Raw genomic sequence first — 23,075 nt, forward strand, 5'->3', positions numbered from 1 at the left:
TTCGACCGCAACCAGCTGATCGCCGAATTCACCCTGACCGTCGCCCGCCGCCGCTACCAAGCACGTAACCAGGCCCCACCAGTAGCGTTACCGAAGTCCTGAGACATAAGTGTTACCGATGTCCTGAGACATCACAGTGCGCGGGAGCGCACCTCCTGCTGGTCCTTACCACCGGCGGCCAGTCCCGAAGGGGTCCCCGGAAGTAGCGTCCGATGACCTCAGCGCGAGTAGTTGGGCGCCTCGACGATGCCCTGGACATCGTGCGGGTGCGACTCCTTGAGCCCCGCAGTCGTGATGCGTACGAAGCGACCACGCTCCTGCAACTGCGGGATCGTGTTGGCACCGACGTAGAACATCGACTGGTGCAACCCGCCGATGAGCTGGTGCAGGACAGTGGCGAGCGGGCCGCGGTAGGGCACGCGGCCCTCGATGCCCTCGGGCACGATCTCGTCGTCGCTGGCGACGTCGGCCTGGAAGTAGCGGTCCTTGGAGAAGGACTTCTTGCCGCGGGAGGCCATCGCGCCGAGCGAGCCCATGCCGCGGTAGGTCTTGAACTGCTTGCCCGCCACCAGCATCAGGTCACCGGGCGACTCCTCGCAGCCGGCCAGCAACGAACCGAACATCACCGAATCCGCGCCGGCGACAAGGGCTTTGGCGATGTCGCCGGAGAACTGCAGGCCGCCGTCTCCGACGACCGGGACACCGGCCGGCTTGCAGGCCAGCGACGCCTCGTGGATGGCGGTCACCTGCGGCACGCCGACGCCCGCAACGACGCGGGTCGTGCAGATCGAGCCCGGGCCGACACCGACCTTGACGCCGTCGACACCCGCCTCGACCAGCGCCGCAGCGCCCTCGCGGGTCGCGACGTTGCCACCGAGGATCTGCACGTGGCGGGTCGCCGGGTCGGACTTCAGCTTGCGGATCATGTCGAGCATCAGCCGCGCGTGACCGTTGGCGACATCCGGGACGAGCACGTCGACACCGGCCTCGACCAGAGTCGTCGCACGCTCCCAGGCATCGCCGAAGTAACCGATCGCGGCCGCGACCAGCAGCCGGCCGTCGGCGTCGTATGACGCGTCGGGGAACTGCTCGGACTTCACGAAGTCCTTCACGGTGATCAGTCCGGCGAGGCGGCCGTCGTCGTCGACCAGCGGGAGCCGCTCGCGCTTGTGCTGGCGCAGCAGCGCGGTGGCGTCGTCACGGCTGATGCCGAGCGGCCCGGTGACCAACGGCGCCGAGGTCATGACCTCGGACACCTTCGTGGTCGCCCACTCGGCGACCGGGGTGAAGCGCAGGTCGCGGTTGGTGATGATGCCGATCAGGTGGTTGTCGACATCGACCACCGGCAGGCCGGACACGCGGTAGCGGCCGCACGTCTCGTCCAGCTCCTCGAGTGTCGCGTCCGGCCCGATCGTGACCGGGTTGGAGATGATGCCGGTCTGGGTGCGCTTGACGAGATCGACCTGCTCGGCCTGGTCCGCGATCGACAGGTTGCGGTGCAGCACGCCGATCCCGCCCTGACGTGCCATGGCGATCGCCATACGTGCTTCGGTGACGGTGTCCATGGCCGCGGAGACCAGCGGCACACGCAGGCTGATCTCGCGGGTCAGCCGACTGGTGGTGTCGACCTCACTGGGAATGACGTCGGTCTCACCGGGCAACAACAGCACGTCGTCGTAGGTGAGACCGAGCTGGCCGAACTTGGCCGGGACACCGGGCGACTGATCGTAGGAATGGGCGGGCGCGGGCGACTCCTCGAAAGCCATTTCAAAAGTGTAGAAGGCGACTGCCGGAGACCCAACAGAAGGTCAGTGACCGTCGCGCAGACCGAGCAGCGAACTCGTGCTCGAGGAGGACGAGCTGCTCGATGCACTGCTGGATGCACTACTGGATGCGCTGCTGGAGCCGGAGCTCGGCGCGGACGATGTGGACGACAGCGTCGGCGGTGTCGTGCTGGACGCCGACGGAGAGGCCGTGCTGCTGGCGGTCGCCGACGGCGTCGGCAGCCAGGGCGGCCACGGCCATGGTGGCTTCGGCGGGTGGGTCGGATGCGTCGGACGGGTCGATGCCGATGTGCTGCTGGACGGCGACGGCGAACGCGTCGACGTCGGAGTCGACGAACGACTGGACGACGAGGTCGGCGCGGACGACGCCGTCGAACTCGGCACGGCGGACGACGAACGCGTGGAGGGCGACGAGCCGACTGTCCGCACGGTCTGCCAGGGCCGCGTCGCGCTGTGCCCCGGGCGATTGTGCGCCGTGCCGGCAGGCATGAGGGCCCCGGGCAGCACGCGGTGCGTCGCACGGGTCGTCGACCGCACCGTGCTCGTCGGCGGCAGCGGGGCGGTGGTGCTGGTGCTGACCACGTCGGAGGAGGTGCTCGACGGCGCCGACACAGCGTCTTCGGTGCTCACCGGACCGCCGGCACCGGAGCCGAAGTCGGCACTGCGGTGCACGAAGCCCATCTGCTCGGCGACGCGGGAGATGCCGGGCACTCCGCCGACGGCGGCGGCGACTCCCGAGATCGACAGGGTGGCCACGGTGATGGCCGCCACCACGCCGAGCCGCGCAGGGGTGCGCTTGGCGCGCGCGTAGCGACCTGCGACCGCGGGCCGATCGGGCGCGTCGATCTCCTGCACCCAGAAGCTGAGTGCGTCCGTGGCGGCGTCGCTGCGGTGCGGCGTCCTGCGGCCCCCGAGCTCATCGAGCAGTTCGTCGTCGCGCCGGATGTCGTCGATGCTCGGGGTCACAACTCGCCCCGCCCGTCCTCGAGGAAGCCCCGCAATCGAGTCAGTGCCCGGTGCTGCGCCACGCGTATGGCGCCCGCAGTGGTGCCGAGTGCATCGGCGGTCTCCTCCGCGGAGAGGCCCACCGCGACGCGCAGGGTGAGGATCTCGCGGTGCTGCGGCGACAGGCGGTCCAGCAGCGCCCAGACCTGCGCCGACTGCTCGTCGGCGACGGCGTGGTCCTCCGGTCCGGGCGTCTCGTCCACGGTCTCGGGCAGCTCATCGGTCGGCGTCGGCCGTCGGATCACACCGCGCTGCACATCGGCGACCTTGTTGGCGGCGATGCGGTAGACGAAGGCCTCGAACGGCGCACCGCGGTCGGTGTAGCGCGGCAGGGCGGTGAGGACGGCCACGCACACCTCCTGCGCCGCATCCGCCGCGGCATCGGCGGCAGCCGAGAAGCGTCCCAACTTGCCGCGCGCGTAACGCACGGCCAACTGGTGAACGGCCGCCATGAGTTCATTGGTGGCGGCCACATCACCCTCTCGGGCGGCCGCTGCCAAAACACGCAACGGGGTGTGCGCGTCCGACGATGACATCGGCGCAGGGTGCGAAAACGTTACGGGGGCAGGGTCGAACGATCCGGCCAGGTGCTCCTGGCCGGCACTCGATCGTGGAGTCCCCGAGCTCACGTCGTCCCAACGTCCGGTTGCCGAAATGCGTTCACGCGCGTAGGGATGTGTGGAGCCGATCGTGCCGATCCAGTACGTCGCGCTGTCCTCAGCGTAGGTCGTCGGCGCCGGTCTCGCCTACTCCGCCGGATATCTGTGGATAACTCCGCTCCGATCGCATACGCGCCGATGCCCGGACGAAGCGCTTGCTTCGTCCGGGCATCGTGGGTGTTGCGCGCCCGCTGGGGGCAGGAGGTCAGTGACCGTGGCCGTGGCCGGCCTCGGGCTCCTCGTCCTCCTTCTTGTCCACGACGAGCGTGTCGGTGGTCAGCACCATCGACGCGATCGACGCGGCGTTGCGCAGCGCGGAGCGAGTGACCTTGACCGGGTCGATGACGCCCTGCTTGATCAGGTCGCCGTACTCACCGGTCGCGGCGTTCAGGCCGCTGCCCGTCGCCTCCTCCTGCACGCGAGCGACGGCGACGTAGCCCTCCAGGCCGGCGTTCTCGGCGATCCACCGCAGCGGCTCGACCGATGCCTTCGCGATGAGCGCCGCACCGGTCGCCTCGTCGCCCGCCAGGTCGAGCTTGTTGACCGCGGCAGCGGCGTGCACCAGAGCGGAGCCACCACCGGCGACGATGCCCTCTTCGATGGCCGCACGGGTCGCGGAGATCGCGTCCTCGATGCGGTGCTTCTTCTCCTTGAGCTCCACTTCGGTGTGGGCACCGACCTGGATGACGCAGACGCCGCCGGCCAGCTTGGCCAGGCGCTCCTGCAGCTTCTCGCGGTCCCAGTCGGAGTCGGTGCGCTCGATCTCGGCCTTGAGCTCCTTGACCCGGCCACCGACGGCCTCGGCGTCGCCCTGTCCGTCGACGATCGTCGCGGTGTCCTTGGTGACGACGACGCGACGGGCCTGACCCAGCATGTCCAGGTCGACCTGGTCGAGCTTGAGGCCGACTTCCTCGGCGATGACCTGGCCACCGGTCAGGATCGCGATGTCCTGCAGCATGGCCTTGCGGCGGTCCCCGAAGCCCGGCGCCTTGACGGCGACGACGTTGAAGGTGCCGCGGATCTTGTTGACCACCAGCGTGGAGAGGGCCTCACCCTCGATGTCCTCGGCGATGATCAGCAGCGGCTTACCGGCCTGCACGACCTTCTCCAGCAGCGGCAGAACATCGGCGATCGCCGAGATCTTGCCCTGGTTGATGAGGATGTAGGCGTCCTCCAGGACGGCCTCCATGCGCTCGGTGTCCGTCACGAAGTACGGGGAGATGTAGCCCTTGTCGAACTGCATGCCCTCGGTGAACTCCAGGGCGGTCTCGGCGGTCGAGGACTCCTCGACGGTGATGACGCCGTCCTTGCCGACCTTGTCGAACGCCTCGGCGATCAGGCCGCCGATGGTCTGGTCCTGCGCGGACAGCGCGGCGACCTGGGAGATCTCTTCCTTGCCCTCGAGCTCGCGTGCGTCGGCGAGCAGCTGCTCGCTGATCGCGTCGACGGCCTGGTCGATACCGCGCTTGAGTGCGGCCGGACCGGCTCCCGCGGCGACGTTGCGCAGGCCCTCGTGGACCATGGCCTGAGCCAGCACCGTCGCGGTGGTCGTGCCGTCACCGGCGATGTCGTTGGTCTTGGTGGCGACTTCCTTGGCCAGCTGCGCGCCGAGGTTCTCGTAGGAGTCCTCGAGCTCGATCTCACGAGCGATGGTGACACCGTCGTTCGTGATGGTCGGGGCGCCCCACTTCTTGTCGATGACGACATTGCGGCCCTTGGGGCCGAGCGTCACCTTGACGGCGTTGGCGAGCGCGTCGACGCCCCGCTCAAGCGCCTTGCGTGCGGAGTCGTTGAACTCCAGTTCCTTTGCCATGGTTGGCCTTTCGTCTATTTATCGGTATGACGGCGCCCCGGCCCGCCCACTGCGTGGCCGGAGCCGGGGCGGCTCGTCATACGAAACGTTCGGGTCTTACTTGGAGACGACTGCGAGAACGTCGCGAGCCGAGAGGATGAGCAGCTCCTCGCCGGAGTACTTCACCTCGGTGCCGCCGTACTTGGAGTAGATGACGCGGTCGCCGACTGCGACGTCGAGCGGGACGCGCTGGCCGTTGTCGTCGATGCGGCCGGGGCCGATCGCCAGGACTTCGCCCTCCTGGGGCTTCTCCTTGGCGGTGTCCGGGATGACCAGGCCGGACGCGGTGGTCTGCTCGGCCTCGACGGACTTGACGACGATGCGGTCTTCGAGCGGCTTGATGTTCACCGACACGGTGTGACCTTCCTGTTCGGGGGCCCGATCTGGCGGGCCGTGGATGCGTGCCCTGGCCCAGTCCAACCGGGTGTCATGTCGTGGGCGCCGTCGCGGGGGTCGACCACGAAATGCGGTTGGCACTGTCCCAGGAAGAGTGCCAGCACTGAATCTAGGCGTTCGTTAGCACTCACGCAACTCGAGTGCCAAAACTCGTCGGAAGGTGTGTCGGAGGGTGTTCGGGCCGAGGGGGCAGCCCGGTGGATCAACCGAACGGCAGGGTCGCCGCCGGCGGCGCGTGGGACGGGTCGACACCGTCGAAGAGACTGCTCACCGATTCGCCGGCGTGGATGCGCGCGATGGCCTCCGCGAAGAGCGCGGCAACCGAACGCACTTGCAATTGCGGCCAATTGACCGGAGTCGGCACGGTGTCGGTGGTGACGACCTGGCGGATCAACGGATGGCCGGACAGCCGCTGCACCGCGGGCCCGACGAAGAGTCCGTGCGTGCACGCGATGTCCGCCGAGGTGCAGCCGCGCTCGGCCAGCCGGTCCAGCAACTCGACCACCGATCCGCCGGTGGAGATCTCGTCGTCGAGCACGATCGCCCGCTTGCCGTCGACGTCGCCGACGATCGTGTCGATGATGACCTGGTCGTCGGAGATCCGCTTCTTGGACCCGGCCGCCACGGGCAGGCCGAGCAGTCGGGCGAACTGCTGCGCGGTCTTGGCGTTGCCGAAGTCCGGCGACACGATCACCGAGTCGGTCAGGTCACCACGCGAGCGGAAGTAGTCGGCCAGCTCCCCGATCGCCGTGAGGTGGTCGACGGGCGTGGAGAAGAAGCCGTGCACCTGCGGTGCGTGCAGTGCCATCGTGATCACGCGGTGCACGCCCGCGGCTGCCAGCATGTCGGCCACGAGCCGGCCGCCGAGCGAGATCCGCGAGGAGTCCTTCTTGTCCGAGCGTGCGTAGGCGTAGTAGGGAATCACTGCGGTGATGCGCTCCGCGGACGCACCGCGGGCCGCATCGATCATCAGCAGCAGCTCCATCAGGTGGTCCTGTGTCGGCGGCACCAGCGGCTGCACCAGATAGACGTCCCGCTGCCGGCAGTTGGCCAGCAACTGCGCCTGCAGGCAGTCGTTGCTGAAGCGCTTGAGGTCGACATACGAGCGCGGCACGCCCAGGTGGGTGCAGATGCTGTCGGCCAGGGCGGGGTGGGCAGATCCGGAGAATACGACGATCTCGCGCACGAGCGACTAACCCTTCCAGGCGGCGGACTCAGGTGCTCTCGACCGCAACTCTACTGACTTATGCGCGGCCGGAGAACTGCTGAAGACGCTCGGTCGACCCGGTGATCACCAGCTGGTCCCCCATCTTGATCGGCGTCTCCGGACGGGCGTCCTCGAACGTGCCGCCGATGTGCTTCACCGCGACGACCGTGACGCCGTACCGGGCCCGCAGGTCGAGTTGGGCGAGGGTCTTGTCGGCGAACTTGTCCGAGCACGACATACGGCCGATCCCGAAGCCGCTCTCCAGCTCGTAGTAGTCGGCCAGCGAGCCGACCAGCAAGCGCCCGATGCGGGCGCCCATCTCCCGCTCCGGCAGCACCACGTGGTGCGCACCGATGCGCTGCAGGATGCGGGCGTGCTGCTTGGTCATCGCCTTCGCCCAAATGCTCGGCACGCCGAGATCCGCGAGATTGGCCGTCGTGAGGATGCTGGCCTCCAGGTTGGAGCCGATCGCCACGACCGCGCGCTCGAAGTCGCCCGCACCGATCTGCCGGAGGGCCTCCACGTCGGAGCTGTCCGCCTGCACGACGTGGGTGAACTGATCGGACCACTTCTGCACCAGCTCCAGCGACTGGTCGACCGCAAGGACGTCCCAGTCCTGCTCGGTGAGAGTGGCCGAGACCGCCGTACCGAACCTGCCGAGGCCGATCACCAGCACGCTGTGCGGGTCCAGTGCTCCGCGCCGTTTAGCCGACAATGGGGAACTCCTCCGGTAGTTGGTAGCGCCGCTTGCTGCGCCGCATCGCCAACGCGCTGCCGACCGTCATCGTGCCGACCCGGCCGATGAACATCAACGCGATCAGCACGAAGTGCGCCCCCTCGGGCAGCTGCGCGGTCAGGTTCGCGCTCAGACCCGTCGTCGAGAAGGCCGAGATCGTCTCGAAGAGCACCAGCTGCATCGGCTGCTCGCTGATCGCCAGGATGGCGATCATGCCGATCATCACGGTGCCGACGCCGAGCAGCGCCACGGTCAGTGCCTGCCGCTGCACGGCGACGGGTATGGCGCGACGGCCGACGCGAGCCTGCGGCTCCCCACGGATCTCGGAGATGATCACCGCTCCGAGCAGGAAGAACGTCGACACCTTGATGCCGCCGGACGTGCCGGCGCTGCCGCCGCCGATGAACATCAGCACGTAGTTGACCGCCATGGTCTCCGGCCGGACCTCCGTGTAGTCCACCGTGGCGAAGCCCGCCGTGCGGGGGAAGACCGCTCCGCCGATGGAGTTCCACAGCTTGTCCGTGAACGCCATGTGCGCCAGCGTGCCGGGGTTGCGCCATTCGAAGGCCAGGAACGTGACGAAGCCGACCACGAACAGCACGAGCGATCCGCCGACCGTCAGCCGCGTGTGCATCGTCCACTGCAGCGGCCGCTTGCGCCGCATCAGCTCGAACCACACCGGGTAACCAAGTCCCCCGATGAAGACACCACCGCACAGCATGGCCAGCGCCCACGGATCGTGGGCGAACTTGGCTGCGCCGTCGGAGTAGAGGCTGAAGCCGGCGTTGTTCACCGCCGAGACCGAGTGGAAGAGGCCGTGCCAGGCCGCGCTGCCGACGCCCTCGCCATACGCGAAATGCAGCCGGAGGCCCATCAGCACGGCGAGGAACGCCTCCAGCGCCAGATAGAACCGCACGATCACCCGGATCATCGAGCGCGCGTGCGCGGGCGTGTCGGTGTGCGCGTCGGCCTGTGCCGCGAGCGTTCCGCCGATGCCCATTCGCCCGTGCACCAGCTGCAGCAGGCGGACCGAGAGCGTCACGATGCCGAGCCCGCCGGCCTGCACCAGCAGCAGGATCACCACATGCCCGAACGAGTTCCAGTAGGTCGCCACGTCGACCGGCGACATACCGGTGATGCACGTGGCGCTGGCGGCCGTGAAGAGCGCGGTGCTGAAGTGGGCGCGACCCTCGCCCTGGGTCGTGAACGGCAATGCCAGCAACAAGGTGCCGAGAGTGACGGTGATGGCGTAGAACACGACGATGGTCCGCGCCGGACCGAATCGGGTTCCCCTCATGCGCAACACTTAACCGTATGGAAGGTGTGACCGGTGCCCCGCTCCGTCGGCGTGATGTTCCGTGACGCCCGCCCTGCTGGCCAGATTGCTCAGCGGCGAGGGCGCGGCGCTGCTGGCGTCGCTGCCCCCGTATGACGAGGCGGAGGCGTTCAGCCTCGGCGACCGATTGCGTGGCGAGGGGTTCGACGCCGACCTCGTCGCAGCCGCGCTGACCCAGTCCCGGCTGCGAGCGCGCGGCGAACGCAAGTTCGGCGAGGCGGCGCACACCATGCTCTTCACCGTCGACGGACTGGAGCAGGCGACCCGGCAGCAGGTGGCCCGGCTGCATGCCCGGCGGCTCAGCGACTCCGGTGGCCGGCGGCTCTTCGACCTCGGGTGCGGGGTCGGCGCCGATGCGCGCGCGTTCGCCGAGGTCGGCCTGCGCGTCGCAGCCGTGGACGCGGACGAGGTGACGGCCGCCGTCGCGGACTTCAATCTCCGCGCCTGGCCGCACGCCACCGTCACCCACGACCTGGCCGAGAACGTCGCCCTGCCGTCCGGGCCGGGCGCTCGCGACGTCGCCGTCTGGCTGGATCCGGCCCGACGCACGCCGGGTGTGAGCGACATACAGGGGCGGACCCGCCGTACCTTCCGCCTGGACCAGCTGGCGCCGTCCTGGGATCTCGTCCGCGAGCTGAGCGCCGGGGCAGCTGCGGCCGGTGTGAAGCTCTCGCCCTCGTTCCCGCACGCCCGGATCCCGCTCGGGACGCAGGCGCAGTGGACGTCGTACGACGGCGAGGTGGTCGAGTGCGTGCTGTGGTGGAACGACGCCGCATGGGATCCGGGACGATCCGCCGTCGTCGTCAGCGGCCAGTTCGCGCATGAGGTGCTCGAACGCGATGCGGAGGGCGCCAATCCCGAGCCGGCCCGCCTCGATCGGCTGCACGGCTATCTCTACGAGGCCGACCGCGCGATCATCCGCGCCGGCCTGAGCGGTGCGCTGGTCCGCCGGGTCGACGGCGCGGAGCTCGACACCGGGGTCGGCGTGGTCACCTCGCCGCGCGACGTCGTCGTCCCCTGGGCGAAGAAGTATGCCGTCACCGACGCAATCCCCTTCAACATCAAGGCGTTGCGGTCGTGGGTGCGTGACAACCGGATCGGCCACCTGACGATCAAGAAGAAGGGTGCCTCGGTCGACCCCGCACAATTGCGACGCCAGCTGCGACTGCGCGGCGACAATGACGCGACGATCCTGGTGACCCGGGTGGGCGGCGCGCAAGCGGTGCTCATGCTGGTGCCCGTTCGGTGAGTTACCGTCTAGCCGTGCCTGCTTCCCGCCAGTTCGTGCGCGCCGTGAGTGGTTGCGTCATCTCCGGGTTCGTCCTCGCCGGGTGTTCCTCCGGCGGTGGCACGGATGCCGGCGGTACGACGCCGTCATCGCCGATCGGCACCGCCGCGACCTCGACGTCCCGTATGCCGAGCAGTTCGTCCACATCGTCGACATCGTCGACCTCTAGATCGTCCTCCAGGACTGCGAAGCCCTCGAAGAGCACGCGGCGCGCCCCGACCTCTGCTGTGCCCGCTCCATCGAACAGCTGCGTGCAGCGCACCTACGACCGGTTGTCCCCCGCACAACGCGTCGGCCAGCTGCTGATGATCGGCCTGGACGGCAACTCCGCGGCCTCCGCGGACGACGCGCCGATCGCGCAACAGCACGTCGGCAACATCATCTACCTCGGTGGCTGGACGGGAACATCTCGCGTGCGATCCACCTCCGATCACCTGCAATCGCAGGTGAATTCGGCTGCGACCGGTGGTGTGCCGCTCCTCATCGCCGCCGACCAGGAGGGTGGCGCGGTGCAGCAGTTGAAGGGCGCCGGGTTCCCGCGACTGGTGTCCGCCCTGCAGCAGGGGCAGCTGAGCCGACAGCAGCAGGTCGACTACGGCGCCCGCATCGGCCGGCAGCTCAAGGCGGCCGGGATCAATCTCAACCTCGCACCGGTGGCCGACACCGTGCCCGCGTCGACGGCCGCGAGCAACGCGCCGATCGGCAAGTGGGGGCGCGAGTACGGCCACGAACCGACGACCGTTGCATCCTCGGTGACCGACATCGTGCACGGCCTGCACGGCACGGGCGTCGGCGCGACCGTGAAGCATTTCCCGGGGCTCGGCCGGGTCACCGGCAACACGGACGTGACGGCTTCGGGGACAACCGACACGCAGACCACTGCCTCGGACAGCTACCTGAAGCCGTTCGCCGCCGGCATGAAGGCGGGCGCCGGTGCGGTGATGATGTCCTCCGCGCGTTACGCGAAGCTTGATCCGGCCAACCGCGCGACGTTCTCCGGCAAGATCATCACCGGCCTGCTGCGCGGGAAGCTCGGCTGGCGGGGCGTGGTCATCACCGACGACATGAATGCCGTTGCGGTGCAAGGTGTTCCACCCGGAGAACGAGCGGACCGGTTCATCGCTGCCGGCGGCGACATCGTGCTGACCGGCAGGGCTGCGGATGCACCGACGATGTCGGACGCCCTCGTCTCACGTGCCCACTCCGACAAGAAGTTCGCCGGCAAGGTGGCGGCTTCCACGAAGCGCGTCCTGGCGCTGAAGCAGCGCCTCGGCCTGCTGCACTGTTGAGTCCTGCAGATAGTGCGGCGTCGATTCCGCACTATCTGCAGGCCACACCCTCTCCTCGGCGCGCGGCCACCGGTTGGGTCCAGCAGCACGTGCGCCCCAGCGCACCTTCTGCTGGACCCAAACCGGGAGTGCCGAAATCTGAGCCGCCGGACCGGCAGAACGTGCGGCCTGGCTCCCGCACCATCCGCGGGCCCGGCGGCTCGGCGTCGCGCCGTAGGGCTCAGGACGCCTTGGTCTGGCTCACCGGCATCGACGAATCCGCCGGCAGGTCAAGGGAACTCGGGGCGAGACCGCGCTGCACCATCTGTGATCCGAGCGCCGCGACCATCGCGCCGTTGTCGGTGCAGAGCCGCACGCGCGGCACCCGCAGGCTGATCCCGGCGGCGTCACAACGCTCCTGCGCCATGGCGCGCAACCGACTGTTGGCTGTCACTCCCCCGCCGATCTGCAGATCGCTCACGCCATACTCCTGACAGGCGTCGATCGCCTTGCGGGTCAGCACGTCGGCGACCGCCTCGTTGAAACTCGCGGCGACATCGGCGACCGGCACCGTCTCGCCGGCGTTCTGCCGCTCCTGCACCCAGCGCACCACCGCGGTCTTCAAGCCGGAGAACGAGTAGTCGAAACGATGGCGTTCCAGGTCCTTGCGTGACGTCAGTCCACGCGGGAAGCGGATCGCCGCCGGGTCGCCGCTCGCGGCCGCCGCTTCGATGTGCGGCCCGCCGGGGTAGGGCAGCTCCAGCACGCGCGCGACCTTGTCGAACGCCTCACCGGCCGCGTCGTCGATCGTGCCACCGAGCTCCTCGACGTCCGAGGCGATGTCACGGACCATCAGCAGGTTGGTGTGTCCTCCCGAAACCAGCAGTGCCGCAGTGGGTTCCGGCAAGGGGCCGTGGTCGAGCACGTCGGCGCACACGTGCGCGGCGAGGTGGTTGACGCCATACAGCGGCTTGTCGAGCGCCCAGGCGAGGGCCTTCGCGGCGGCGACACCCACCATCAGGGCACCGGCCAGTCCGGGGCCGGAGGTCACCGCGATCGCGTCGACGTCGCTCAGCCTGTGGCCGGCCTCCTCGCACGACCGCTTGATGGTCGGTAGCAGCGCCTCGAGGTGCGCCCGGCTGGCGACCTCCGGCACGACCCCTCCGAAGCGGGCGTGCTGGTCCACGCTGCTGGCGACCACGTCGGCCAGCAGCGTGTTGCCCCGCACGAATGCGACACCGGTCTCGTCGCAGGAGCTCTCGACGCCGAGGATGAGTGGTTCAGGCATGCGAGTCCTCCAGGTGCGCGCGCATGATGTGCGCGTCGACGTTGCCCGGCCGGTAGTAGCCACGCCGTGTCCGGATGTGCTCGAAACCCGCTCGGGCATAAAGATTTCGGGCGACTTCGTTGTCGGCGCGCACCTCGAGCAGGACGGCTTCGGCGCCACTCTCGCGGGCCTGTGCCATCAGCCAGTCGAGCAGTGTGTGCCCCACTCCGCGACCCTGCTGGCCGGGGGTGACCGCGATCGTCATGATGTCGGCCGTCGCTCCGGCGCAATCGAGCCCGGCATACCCGACGATCGTGTCGGCCTCGGTCGCGACGGTGTAGCGGCGCCGCGGCCGGGCGGCGAGTTCGGACCACCACGAGGGCGCTGACCAGGCATCGTGTTCGAAGAGCTGCTCCTCCAGTGCGGTCAGCACCTCGATGTCCGGCCACTGCAGCTCGCGCAACTCCACGGTCATCGTGGGAGCACCGACTTCTGCGCGGTCGCGGGTTTCGCGTCGGGCTGGCGCAGGTAGAGCGGCTGCACGGGCAACAGTTCCAGACCGGCCGCCAGCTGCTGAACGGTGTATGACGCGAGCCCACCCGCCGGCACATCGAGCGGCTGCAGCGCAGCCGCGAACGCCTCGGGGTAGAGCTGCGGTCCGCGGCCGGCGGCCGGCAACCCGCGGATCTCGTCCGGCAGCTCGGCGGGGCGGCATACCTGCGGCATACCGGAGATCCGCTCGACGCCGTCGTCGGTCGCGCGGTAACGCGCCCAGTAGACCTCCTTGCGGCGCGCGTCGGAGGCCACGACGAAGTCGCTCGGCGCGCCCTCCTCGTGCGCGGCGGCGTGCGCGAGCGCGTCGAGGCTGCAGACGCCATACACGGGGATGTCGAGCGCGAGACCCAGCGTCGATGCGGTCGCCAGGCCGACGCGCAGCCCGGTGAACGGGCCCGGTCCCACACCCACCGCCACGGCGGTGAGGTCGGTGGACGATCGGCCGACCCCCGCGACGACCGCGGAGATCATCGGCGTGAGCGTCTCGGCGTGACGCCGGGAGTCGACCGAGGACTCCTCGGCGATCACCCGGGCGCCGTCATGGAGGGCGACGGTCACGGCCGAGGTGGCGGTGTCGAGAGCGAGCAGCAGCACCGGACAAGGGTACGGCGCCACGCAGTCACTGCCGAATGACGGCTTCTTCGCCGAGCGACGGCCGTATCGCACCGTCGCTCGGCGAAGAAGCCGTCACTCGCGAGAGAGTTGCGGCACCAGTGCTTCGAAACGAGCACCGGTAGGGACCAGCGTCACCACGCGCGCGTCGCCGTCCGGCTCGAGGACGAGCTCCAGATGCGCGTCGGCGAGATCCTCGGCCAGCCCGGAGCCCCACTCCACGACGGTGACCGAGCCGGCGATCTCCGCGTCGAGGTCGAGGTCGTCGAGTTCGGCCGAGCCGCCGAGCCGATAGGCGTCCACGTGCACCAGCGCCGGCCCACCCACCAGGGACGGATGGATCCGCGAGATGACGAAGGTGGGCGAGGTGATCGGGCCGCGGACACCCAGCCCGGCGGCGATGCCCTGGGTCAGCGTGGTCTTGCCCGCGCCAAGCCCCCCGGTCAGCACCAGCAGGTCACCGGCCCGCAACAGCGCACCCAGCCGGGACCCCCACTCCTGCGTTGCGTCCGCGTCTGCGAGCCGCACCTGCGTGTTCACGTCGCCTCCTCGTCCTGGGTCGAGCGCTCCGCACGCTCGAGGAACGCCAGCAGTTGCGCACTCACCAGCTCCGGGGTCTCCAGCGGCAGCACGTGTCCGGCCCGCTTCACCACGACCAGCTCGGCCCCCTGCAGCGCACGCCCAAGGCTCTCGCCGTGCGCGATCGGCGTCATCCGGTCACGGGTGCCGTGCATGATGAGCGTCTCGATGCCCTCGAAGGCCGGCAGCGCCGCCTCGCGGTCGTGCTCCATCAGCGTCGGCAGGTAGGCACCGATCACGTGCAAGCGCGTCCCGAAGATCATCTCGGCGAGATCCCGGATCACGTCCCTGGGCACCGGCCCACCGAACGAATACCGGTGCACCAGAGCGGATTCGACGTTGCGCCCGAGCAACCGAGCCGCGTTGAACGCATTCTGTTGCCGGTCGGCACGCGCCACCGCTCCCGGTCCGAGCCGGTGCACGACACCACCGAGCTGCTTGCCGAGCCCGAAGTTCACCTCGGACAGTCCGCCCGCGCTGGTGCTGATCAACGCGACACCGACGACGCGGTCGCGGACCAGCTCCGGACGCTGTTCGGCGAGCGCCATCAGCGCCATACCGCCCATCGAGTGCCCGACGAGGGCGACCGGACCGTCGGGGACCGCCTGTTCGACGACGCTCGCGACATCACGGCCCAGCTGCGCGATCGTGTATGACGCGTCGTCGCCCTCCCCCGACCGGCCGTGCCCCCGAAGATCGAGGCTCACCACGCGATAACCGGCGTCATGTATGGCGCGCCGCTGCTGCGCCCAGAGGGCCTGGCTGTGCGCATAACCGTGCACCAGCAGCACCGTCGTCGCCTTGGCGCCGGTGGTGGCTGTGTCGTCCCGATCGCCCGGCTCGTCGATCTCGACGTAGAGCGGGACACCATCGTCGGCGACGACCACCGAACCGTGCTGTTCGAGCACCGGGTCGTCCGCCGGACGCGGCACCGCACGGTCCTTGCGTCGGGCTCGCAGCACGCGGTCGGTGGCCACGCCGGCCGCCGTCGCAGCGCCGGCTGCCGCCACACCGATGCCCAACCCGGTCAGTCCGCGTCGGCTGCTCATCGAGGTCCCCGCGAAGTGTCGAAGCGAGGGACGAGCGGAGAGGTTCGGGGTGTGATTCTCAACGTTCGCCCAGGTAGATCCGCGGCAGCCGCGAGCTCATCCGGGTGACGATCTCGTAGCTGATGGTGTCGGTGGCCGCGGCCCAGTCCTGCGCTGTGGGCTCGCCGTTCGCGCCGTTCCCGAAGAGGATCACCTCATCACCGGCCTGCACGGGCAGGTCGCCGACGTCGACCACGAACTGGTCCATGCAGACCCGCCCCGCAATGGTGAACTGCCGGCCGCCGACCTGCACGGTGCCCTTGGACGAGGCCGCGCGCGGCACGCCGTCGGCATACCCGCACGGGATGTCGATGAGCGTCGTCTCCCGCGGCGTCACATAGGTGTGTCCGTAACTCACGCCCTGGCCGACCGGAACCCGTTTGGTGACAGTCACATTCGCGGTGACTGTCATGGCCGGGACGAGTCCGAAACGGGATGGTCCGCCGATGTCGGGCACCGGCGAGAGCCCGTAGACCGAGAGGCCGGGCCGCACCATGTCGAACGCGGCCCGGGGCGTCGTCAGCGTGGCCGCCGAGTTGGACATGTGCCGCACCTCGAGATCGAATCCGGCGCGCTCGCAGTCACGCACGGCGTCAGCGAAACGCACCTGCTGGGCTTGCACGGTCGGGTGGTGCGGGGCATCGGCAAACGCGAAGTGGGTGAAAACCCCTGTCACAGTGACGGTTCCGTCGGCGGCATGGCGCTTGGCTGCTTCGACGAGTAGCGGCCAGTCCGGTCCGAACGCGCCGTTGCGCGCGAGCCCGGTGTCGACCTTGAGCTGCACCCGTGCCGTCTTCCCGGTCTCGCGTGCTGCGGCCGCGATCGCGTCGAGCTCCCAGACGGCGGGCACGCCGAGATCGATGTCCGCCGCGATCGCCGCGGTGAAGTCCATCCCGGGCGCGTGCAACCAGGTCAGCACCGGGGCGGTGATGCCGGCGCTGCGCAGCGCGAGTGCCTCCTGCAGCTGCGCCACGCCGAGCCAGTGCGCGCCACCACGCAGCGCCGCGCGAGCGCTCGGGACGAGGCCGTGTCCGTAGGCGTCGCCCTTGACGACGGCCATCACCATCGCGTCACCGGCGTAGCGTTGCAACACCTCGACGTTGTGGGCGATGGCGTCGAGATCGACGATCACCCGTGCGGGTACTCCGCCAAGAAGGGCCTTCGGCTGGTCAGTCACAGGGGCAAGTGTGGCACCTCGGCTCGCGGAGCCACGCACCCGTCGGGCCGTGTCCGATCGGTCCTAGGACGGCAGTCGCAGCAGGTGTGCGACCGTTCGGCCGAGCTCGTGTGCGACGTCCATCGCACGCAGGGGTCCGCCGGGATTGGCACGCTCCCCCGCGACGCCGTGCACCAGCGCACCGAGCGCACCCGCCCGAAGCGGGTCCATGCCGGAGGCGAGCAGCGCCCCGCACACACCGCCGAGGACGTCACCGCTGCCCGCGGTCGCGAGCCAGGCGGGTCCGTCAGCCTGCGTGAGGATCGGAGAACCGGTGTCCGACGGCGGCACCACGGCTGTCACTGCGCCCTTGACCAGCACCGTGCACCGCAGCCGGTCGGCCACCTTGCGCGCGGCGACGGTCGGGGCACGGTGCACGTCGTCCGCCGTCAGCTCGCCACCCTCACCCGGTATGCCGAGTCGGTTCGCCAACCGCAGCAGCTCCCCCAGATGCGGTGTCAGCAGGGTCGGCGCCGTCCGCGGCTGCTCGAGCAGGTCGAGGCCACCGGCGTCGAGCAGCACCGGCAGGTCGGAGGCGAGCGCGTCCCGCGCCGCCGACAGCTGCTCCGGCGAGGCGTCGCTCATGTCCATCCCGGACCCGATCAGCCAGGCCTGCACGCGGCCGACTCCGAAGACCGCCTCCGGGACCGCCTGGCGCAGCAGGTTGCTGGGGGCTTCGGGGCCGACGTACCGGACCATCCCCACACCGGCGGTGACCGCCGCGGTGACCGACATCAGCGCCGCCCCGGTGTAGTGCTCGCCACCGGTGATCACACCGAGCACACCACGTGAGTACTTGTCATCACCCGGAGCGGGCACCGGCCAGGAGCCCGCCACTTCGGCATGCGAAAACCGTTGCACCGCAGCGACTTCCGGATCGGGCACACCGATGTCGATCACGGTGAGCAATCCGACCGCCTGCTCGGTCGCCGGCATGAGGTGCACCGGCTTGGCCAGACTGAACGTCACCGTCTCGTCGGCGAAGATCCCGTCGCTACGAACCTCACCCGCCGGATCCAGCCCCGACGGCAGGTCCACGGCGAGCACCAGCGCCTCGTCGGCGATCAGGTCGGGCAGCTCCCGCAGGTGGTCCGGCAGGCCGGGTCGGCCGCCGATGCCGAGGACGCCGTCGATCACCAGCTGCGCGGCCGAGAGCGCCTCACGCACCTCGACCGGCGCCGCGCCGGAGCGCCATTCGAGGATCGCGACGCCGCTCCCGGTGGCTGCCGTCAACGCCTGCTCGTGTGTTCGCGAGCCGACCAGGATCGCGGCGACGTCCGCGCCGTCAGCAGCCAGTTGCACTGCGGCGTACAGGGCGTCACCGCCGTTGTCACCGCCGCCCGCGAGCACGACCACGCGGTCGGAGTCCTCCTCGGCCAGTCGCGCCGCGGCGACCCGTCCCAGCCCGGTGGCAGCACGTTGCATCAGCTCGCCGTCGGGCAGCGACGCGCGGACAGCGTCTTCGGCGGCTCGCACCGCCGGCACGTCATACGCCCGAATCATGCTGCGCCTCCTAGCTTTCGGCGATCACCACCGCGGACGCAATGCCCGCATCGTGCGAGATCGACAGATGCAATGAGCGTATGCCGAGCTCGGCCGCACGCGCTTGGACCGAGCCCTGCAACTCCAGGGATGGCTTGCCGACCTCGTCCTTGACGACGATCGCGTCGACCCAGTGCAACCCGACCGGGGCACCGAGCGCCTTGGCCAGCGCCTCCTTCGCCGCGAACCGACCGGCCAGCGAGTTGGGCGGCAGGTCGCGCTCCTGCTCGGCGAACAGCCGCGTCATCAGTCGCGGGGTCGCCTCGAGCTTGGTCATGAAGCGCGCCACGTCGACCACGTCGATGCCGACCCCGACGATCACAGTTATTCGACCGTCACGGACTTGGCCAGGTTGCGCGGCTGGTCGACATCCAGTCCCTTGGCATTGGCCAGTTCCATCGCGAAGACCTGCAACGGCACCGCCGTCAGCAGCGGCTGCAGCATCGGCGACGTGCGCGGCACGCGGATCACCTCGTCGGCGAACGGCTCCACAGCGGTGTCGCCGTCCTGCGCGATGACGATGGTGCGCGCGCCGCGAGCGCGGATCTCCTGGATGTTGGAGACGACCTTGCCGTGCAGCCCGTGCGGGGTGTCCGGCCCTGGCACCACGATGAAGACCGGCTGGCCCGGCTCGATGAGCGCGATCGGGCCGTGCTTCAGCTCGCCGGCGGCGAAACCCTCGGCGTGGATGTAGGCGAGTTCCTTCAGCTTCAAGGCGCCCTCGAGCGCGATCGGGAAGCCGACGTGCCGCCCGAGGAAGAGCACCGAGCGGGTGTCGGCCATGAAGTGCGCTATCTCGCGGACCCGGTCGAGGCGCTCGAGCACTTCGGCGATGCGATCCGGTATTTCATGCAACTCGCCCAGCACGACACGCGCGTCGTCGGCATACGACTCACCGCGCAACTGCGCGAGGTAGAGGCCGAGCAGGTAGCACGCGGTGATCTGCGCCAGGAAGCCCTTCGTGGAGGCGACCGCGATCTCGGGTCCGGCGTGGGTGTAGAGAACGGCGTCCGACTCGCGCGGGATGGTCGCGCCGTGCGTGTTGCAGATCGACACGGTGAGGGCGCCCAGATCGCGAGCGTGCTTGACGGCCATCAGGGTGTCCATCGTCTCGCCGGACTGGCTGATCGACACGACCAGCGTGCGCTCGTCGGCGATGGGGTCGCAGTAACGGAACTCGTGAGCCAGCGCGACCTCGACAGGGATCCGCGTCCAGCGCTCGATCGCATATTTCGCCACCATGCCCGCGTATGCCGCAGTGCCACACGCGACGAAGGTGATCCGGTCGACGTCGCGCAGTTGCGTCTCGGAGATGCGCAACTCGTCGAGCACGAGCGCGCCGGCCTCGTCGGTGCGACCGAGCAGCGTGTCGGCGACCGCCTGCGGCTGCTCCTGGATCTCCTTGGCCATGAACCACTCGTAGCCGCCCTTCTCGGCGGCCGCGGCGTCCCAGTCCACGTGGAAGGTCTTGCCCTTCGCCGGCTCACCGTCGAAGCCGATGACCTCGACACTGTCCGGGGTGATCGTGACGATCTGGTCCTGCTCGAGCTCCATCGCCTCGCGGGTGTATCCGATGAATGCCGCGACGTCGGAGCCGAGGAAGTTCTCACCCTCTCCGAGCCCGACCACCAGCGGGCTGTTGCGGCGCGCGCCGACCACGACGCCCGGCTGGTCTGCGTGTATGGCGAGCAGCGTGAAAGCGCCCTCCAGACGGGCGACGACGGTGCGCATCGCAGCGGTCAGGTCCCCGTCATACGCCTTGGCCAGCAGGTGTGCGACGACCTCGGTGTCGGTTTCCGACGTGAACTCGACCCCGGTCGCCAGGAGCTCGGTGCGCAGCGCGTGGAAGTTCTCGATGATGCCGTTGTGGATCAGCGCCAGCTTGCCGTCCGGTCCGCCCAGGTGCGGATGTGCGTTCGCGTCGGTCGGTCCGCCGTGGGTCGCCCAGCGCGTGTGCCCGATCGCGGTGCGGGAGACTGCCAGCGGCTGCCCCTCGATGTCACCGGTCAGGTTGGCGAGCTTTCCGGCGCGCTTGCGCGTCTCGACCGTCCCGTCCCCCACCAGGGCGATCCCGGCGGAGTCGTACCCGCGGTATTCGAGTCGGGCCAGGCCCTCCATCACCACATCCTGGGCTCGAGGACTGACCTGTGAGCCGACATACCCGACGATTCCACACATGGCAGCTATTGAACCTGATGGCCGACGTGTCGTGGACAATGGCCAGCGTGTCTCGCAGCCGCATGCCCGTTCCGTCGCCCTATGTCGAGTTCGATCGGGCCGCGTGGATCGGCCTGCGTGACTCCCATCCGATGAGCCTGACCAGCGAGGACGTCCGGCGGCTGCGCAGCACCGGCGACCGCCTGGACATCCCGGAGGTGGAGGACATCTACCTGCCGCTCTCCCGTTTGCTGAACATCTTCGTCGCCGCGACCGGCCGGCTGCACCGCGTCACCACCGACTTCCTCGGCGAGCGCCCGGCGCGCACGCCGTTCGTCATCGGCATCGCCGGCTCCGTGGCGGTCGGCAAGTCGACCACGGCGCGCATCCTGCGCGAGCTGCTCGCCCGCTGGCCCGGTGCACCGCGCGTCGATCTGGTCACCACCGACGGCTTCCTGTTCCCCAATGCGGAGCTCGAGCGCCGGAACTTGTTGCAACGCAAGGGTTTTCCCGAGTCCTACGACCGGCGCAAGCTGATCCGCTTCCTCACCGAGGTCAAGTCCGGCGCACCGCATGTCACCGCGCCGGTCTACTCGCACCTGAGCTACGACATCGTGCCGGGCGAGCAGATCACCCTCGAGCAGCCCGACGTCCTCATCGTCGAGGGTCTCAACGTGCTGCAGCCCTCGACGCCCACCACCGACCAGCGCGGCACGCTGGCCGTCTCGGACTTCTTCGACTTCTCGGTCTATGTCGACGCCCGCGAGGACCACATCAAGCAGTGGTATGTCGAGCGCTTCCTGCGCTGGCGGCAGACGGCGTTCGCCGACCCGAACTCCTACTTCCACCGGTATGCCGCCCTGACCGACGACGAGGCCGTGGCACGCGCCCGGCAGATCTGGGAGACGACGAACGGCCCGAACCTGGAGCGGAACGTCGCACCGACCCGCAGTCGCGCGACGCTGGTGTTGCGCAAGGACGCGAGTCACAACGTGACCCGGATCCGGCTGCGGAAAATCTGACTCAGCGGTTCTCGGACGGGTTCGAAAGCTCCTCGTCGTCCACGTCCTCGGCCATGTCTTCGGCCGGTTCCTCGTCGAGCGAGTCCTCGTCGTCCTCGTCGAACATGTGCTCCACGTCGTCGACGGACATGGTGTCGGGCTCGTCGTCATACTCATCGCCGGCGAACGCCTGCTCGGCGCGGCGAGTACGCACCCACAGAAGCAGCCAGACACCGGCGAAGACCGCCGCCACGACGAGCGCGAGCAGGACACCCCCGAAGAGCTGGTAGAGCAGGTGGGAGACGCCGTTCGCCGGCACCGACCCCTTCTCCTTGTTGTTGAAGGTGGGTGCCTGGCTGTCGCCCCATTTGGCTCCGAGTGCACCGCCGAAGGCGATCAGCACCACTGCGACGACCCAGTAGGTCGCCACGAACCAGCGCTTGTGCAGGAGCATGGTGCTCAAAATAGCCCGTCGTTCGGCAGGATCCCGATCACTCGTGTGTCGGCGTTTCGCCGACCATACCTGTCATCGCCCGGCCGGCGACGACCCCCGACACGGAGCCGCCCGCCGCAGCGGAGCGCCACAAGGGCGCTCAGTCGCCTCAGTACCAGCCGGTGGCCTGGGAGTGACCCCAGGCGCCGCACGGCGAGCCGTAGGTCGCCTTGATGTAGCCCAGGCCCCAGCGGATCTGTGTCGCGGGGTTGGTGCGCCAGTCGGCACCGGCGCTGGCCATCTTCGAGCCGGGCAACGACTGCGGGATGCCGTAGGCACCCGAGCCCGGGTTGGTGGCGCTGGCGTTCCAGCCGGACTCGCGGTTCCAGAGGCTGACGAGGCAGCCCATCTGGCCCTGGTCCCAGCCGTATGACGGCAGCAGCGAGGATGCGTAGGCCTGCGGGCTGCCACTGAAAGCCGCGGCCGGCGGACGAGAACTGTCGCGCGAGGTGGAAAGGGCGCGCGCCCGCTTCGCCTCCGCAGCCTTCTTCGCTTCCGCAGCCTTCTTCGCGGCTGCAGCCTTCTCCTCGGCAGCGGCGTTGGCTGCTGCCTTCTGCGCGGCGGCGACGCTGGACTTCGCGGCGTTCTGCAGCTTGCTCGCCGCGGCAGCGCGAGCGGCCGCGGCCGACCGGGTCTTGGCATCCGCGGCCTTGCGCGCGCTGACGGCGTTCTGCGCTGCGGCGAGCTGCGCCTCACCGTCGGCGGCGACGCCGGAGTTGGCGGCGCGCAGTGCGGTCGAGGTCGTTGCCGGGGTTCCGAGCAGCAGCTTCGCCTGCGCGGTGCCGGCAACGGTCGCGTTGGCGGTGGCGGCGGTGGAGTAGGCAGCGGCAGCGACCGAAACGGTCGAGATCGCTGCAGTTGCGGCAACGGCCGGCCGGCGGAGTGCGCCGATCCCGGTATCGCGACGGGCGCGGTGACGTCCCACAGGACGAGACATGAAGCAGCAGCCTTTCGGGGGAAGACATGGCGGACGCGCTCAGCAGGCCCGGCAGCGCGATGCGACAGAACCAAGTGGTCCTGTCGCATCACACTGC

Annotated in this window: 23 protein-coding genes; 4 read left to right on the plus strand and 19 right to left on the minus strand. The window is 69.4% G+C overall.

The window, feature by feature from the left end:
* Window positions 1-218 precede the first annotated feature (218 nt).
* The gene (guaB, locus tag VG502_RS20860) at window positions 219-1,766 is read right to left on the minus strand and encodes an IMP dehydrogenase (protein WP_325552211.1); all 1,548 of its coding nucleotides are present in this window, start codon (window positions 1,764-1,766) and stop codon (window positions 219-221) included.
* 76 nt (window positions 1,767-1,842) lie between these two features.
* Here guaB and VG502_RS20865 point away from each other — a divergent pair, with 76 nt between their 5' ends.
* A complete protein-coding gene (locus VG502_RS20865) occupies window positions 1,843-2,595 on the plus strand; it encodes a hypothetical protein (protein WP_325552212.1) in 753 nt (250 codons plus the stop codon).
* A 151-nt stretch (window positions 2,596-2,746) separates the two neighbouring features.
* Here VG502_RS20865 and shbA read toward each other — a convergent pair whose 3' ends face one another.
* The 6 genes from shbA to VG502_RS20895 form a co-directional block, all read right to left on the minus strand.
* A complete protein-coding gene (gene shbA / locus VG502_RS20870) occupies window positions 2,747-3,325 on the minus strand; it encodes an RNA polymerase sigma factor ShbA (protein ID WP_325552214.1) in 579 nt (192 codons plus the stop codon).
* 328 nt (window positions 3,326-3,653) lie between these two features.
* Complete coding sequence (groL, locus tag VG502_RS20875; RefSeq protein ID WP_325552215.1) at window positions 3,654-5,261, minus strand: chaperonin GroEL; 1,608 nt, start codon at window positions 5,259-5,261, stop codon at window positions 3,654-3,656.
* Between the two features lie 96 nt (window positions 5,262-5,357).
* The gene (groES, locus tag VG502_RS20880) at window positions 5,358-5,654 is read right to left on the minus strand and encodes a co-chaperone GroES (protein ID WP_325552217.1); all 297 of its coding nucleotides are present in this window, start codon (window positions 5,652-5,654) and stop codon (window positions 5,358-5,360) included.
* Between the two features lie 244 nt (window positions 5,655-5,898).
* On the minus strand, window positions 5,899-6,882 hold the full coding sequence (locus VG502_RS20885) for a ribose-phosphate diphosphokinase (protein WP_325552219.1): 984 nt from the start codon (window positions 6,880-6,882) through the stop codon (window positions 5,899-5,901).
* A 58-nt stretch (window positions 6,883-6,940) separates the two neighbouring features.
* Window positions 6,941-7,618 carry a potassium channel family protein gene (locus VG502_RS20890; RefSeq protein WP_325552220.1) on the minus strand — a complete coding sequence of 226 codons (678 nt, stop codon included), beginning with the start codon at window positions 7,616-7,618 and terminating at the stop codon, window positions 6,941-6,943.
* The gene (locus VG502_RS20895; protein ID WP_325552221.1) at window positions 7,608-8,936 is read right to left on the minus strand and encodes a TrkH family potassium uptake protein; all 1,329 of its coding nucleotides are present in this window, start codon (window positions 8,934-8,936) and stop codon (window positions 7,608-7,610) included. The genes VG502_RS20890 and VG502_RS20895 overlap by 11 nt, the downstream gene beginning before the upstream one ends.
* Window positions 8,937-8,997: 61 nt before the next feature.
* On the opposite strand from VG502_RS20895, the gene VG502_RS20900 reads away from it, so the two are divergent.
* Window positions 8,998-10,224 (plus strand): class I SAM-dependent methyltransferase, encoded by a 1,227-nt coding sequence (locus tag VG502_RS20900; RefSeq protein ID WP_325552222.1) that lies wholly within the window; start codon window positions 8,998-9,000, stop codon window positions 10,222-10,224.
* A 1-nt stretch (window position 10,225) separates the two neighbouring features.
* On the opposite strand, the gene VG502_RS20905 is transcribed toward VG502_RS20900, so the two are convergent.
* Window positions 10,226-10,525, minus strand: coding sequence for a hypothetical protein (locus VG502_RS20905; protein WP_325552223.1), 300 nt, complete (start codon window positions 10,523-10,525; stop codon window positions 10,226-10,228).
* On the opposite strand from VG502_RS20905, the gene VG502_RS20910 reads away from it, so the two are divergent.
* Window positions 10,515-11,552 (plus strand): glycoside hydrolase family 3 N-terminal domain-containing protein, encoded by a 1,038-nt coding sequence (locus tag VG502_RS20910; RefSeq protein ID WP_325552224.1) that lies wholly within the window; start codon window positions 10,515-10,517, stop codon window positions 11,550-11,552. The genes VG502_RS20905 and VG502_RS20910 overlap by 11 nt on opposite strands.
* A gap of 220 nt (window positions 11,553-11,772) precedes the next feature.
* Here the strand turns inward: VG502_RS20910 and tsaD are convergent, their stop codons facing one another.
* From tsaD to glmS, 9 genes are all read right to left on the minus strand, one after another.
* On the minus strand, window positions 11,773-12,819 hold the full coding sequence (gene tsaD, locus VG502_RS20915) for a tRNA (adenosine(37)-N6)-threonylcarbamoyltransferase complex transferase subunit TsaD (RefSeq protein ID WP_325552226.1): 1,047 nt from the start codon (window positions 12,817-12,819) through the stop codon (window positions 11,773-11,775).
* Window positions 12,812-13,273: a ribosomal protein S18-alanine N-acetyltransferase gene (rimI, locus tag VG502_RS20920; RefSeq protein WP_325552228.1), complete on the minus strand. Its 462-nt coding sequence runs from the start codon at window positions 13,271-13,273 to the stop codon at window positions 12,812-12,814. The genes tsaD and rimI overlap by 8 nt, the downstream gene beginning before the upstream one ends.
* Window positions 13,270-13,947, minus strand: a complete 678-nt coding sequence (tsaB, locus tag VG502_RS20925) for a tRNA (adenosine(37)-N6)-threonylcarbamoyltransferase complex dimerization subunit type 1 TsaB (RefSeq protein WP_325552229.1) — start codon at window positions 13,945-13,947, stop codon at window positions 13,270-13,272. The genes rimI and tsaB overlap by 4 nt, the downstream gene beginning before the upstream one ends.
* 93 nt (window positions 13,948-14,040) lie before the next feature.
* Window positions 14,041-14,505, minus strand: coding sequence for a tRNA (adenosine(37)-N6)-threonylcarbamoyltransferase complex ATPase subunit type 1 TsaE (gene tsaE / locus VG502_RS20930; RefSeq protein ID WP_325552231.1), 465 nt, complete (start codon window positions 14,503-14,505; stop codon window positions 14,041-14,043).
* Window positions 14,502-15,593: an alpha/beta fold hydrolase gene (locus VG502_RS20935; protein ID WP_325552232.1), complete on the minus strand. Its 1,092-nt coding sequence runs from the start codon at window positions 15,591-15,593 to the stop codon at window positions 14,502-14,504. Before VG502_RS20935 ends, tsaE begins: the two co-directional genes overlap by 4 nt.
* A 58-nt stretch (window positions 15,594-15,651) precedes the next feature.
* Entirely contained in the window at window positions 15,652-16,809 is a 1,158-nt protein-coding gene (gene alr / locus VG502_RS20940; RefSeq protein ID WP_325552233.1) for an alanine racemase, read from the minus strand.
* A gap of 63 nt (window positions 16,810-16,872) precedes the next feature.
* Window positions 16,873-18,351: a bifunctional ADP-dependent NAD(P)H-hydrate dehydratase/NAD(P)H-hydrate epimerase gene (locus VG502_RS20945; RefSeq protein WP_325552235.1), complete on the minus strand. Its 1,479-nt coding sequence runs from the start codon at window positions 18,349-18,351 to the stop codon at window positions 16,873-16,875.
* A gap of 10 nt (window positions 18,352-18,361) precedes the next feature.
* Entirely contained in the window at window positions 18,362-18,712 is a 351-nt protein-coding gene (locus tag VG502_RS20950; protein ID WP_325552237.1) for a holo-ACP synthase, read from the minus strand.
* Between the two features lie 2 nt (window positions 18,713-18,714).
* Window positions 18,715-20,568 (minus strand): glutamine--fructose-6-phosphate transaminase (isomerizing), encoded by a 1,854-nt coding sequence (gene glmS, locus VG502_RS20955; protein WP_325552239.1) that lies wholly within the window; start codon window positions 20,566-20,568, stop codon window positions 18,715-18,717.
* Window positions 20,569-20,606: 38 nt separating this feature from the next.
* On the opposite strand from glmS, the gene coaA reads away from it, so the two are divergent.
* Complete coding sequence (gene coaA, locus VG502_RS20960) at window positions 20,607-21,569, plus strand: type I pantothenate kinase (protein WP_325552240.1); 963 nt, start codon at window positions 20,607-20,609, stop codon at window positions 21,567-21,569.
* Window position 21,570: 1 nt separating this feature from the next.
* Here the strand turns inward: coaA and VG502_RS20965 are convergent, their stop codons facing one another.
* Window positions 21,571-22,002: a hypothetical protein gene (locus VG502_RS20965; RefSeq protein ID WP_325552242.1), complete on the minus strand. Its 432-nt coding sequence runs from the start codon at window positions 22,000-22,002 to the stop codon at window positions 21,571-21,573.
* 148 nt (window positions 22,003-22,150) lie between these two features.
* Window positions 22,151-22,978 carry an aggregation-promoting factor C-terminal-like domain-containing protein gene (locus tag VG502_RS20970; protein WP_325552243.1) on the minus strand — a complete coding sequence of 276 codons (828 nt, stop codon included), beginning with the start codon at window positions 22,976-22,978 and terminating at the stop codon, window positions 22,151-22,153.
* Window positions 22,979-23,075: the final 97 nt, after the last annotated feature.

Origin of the sequence: Flexivirga sp. (genome assembly GCF_035551235.1) — a bacterium.
Classification (GTDB): domain Bacteria; phylum Actinomycetota; class Actinomycetes; order Actinomycetales; family Dermatophilaceae; genus Flexivirga.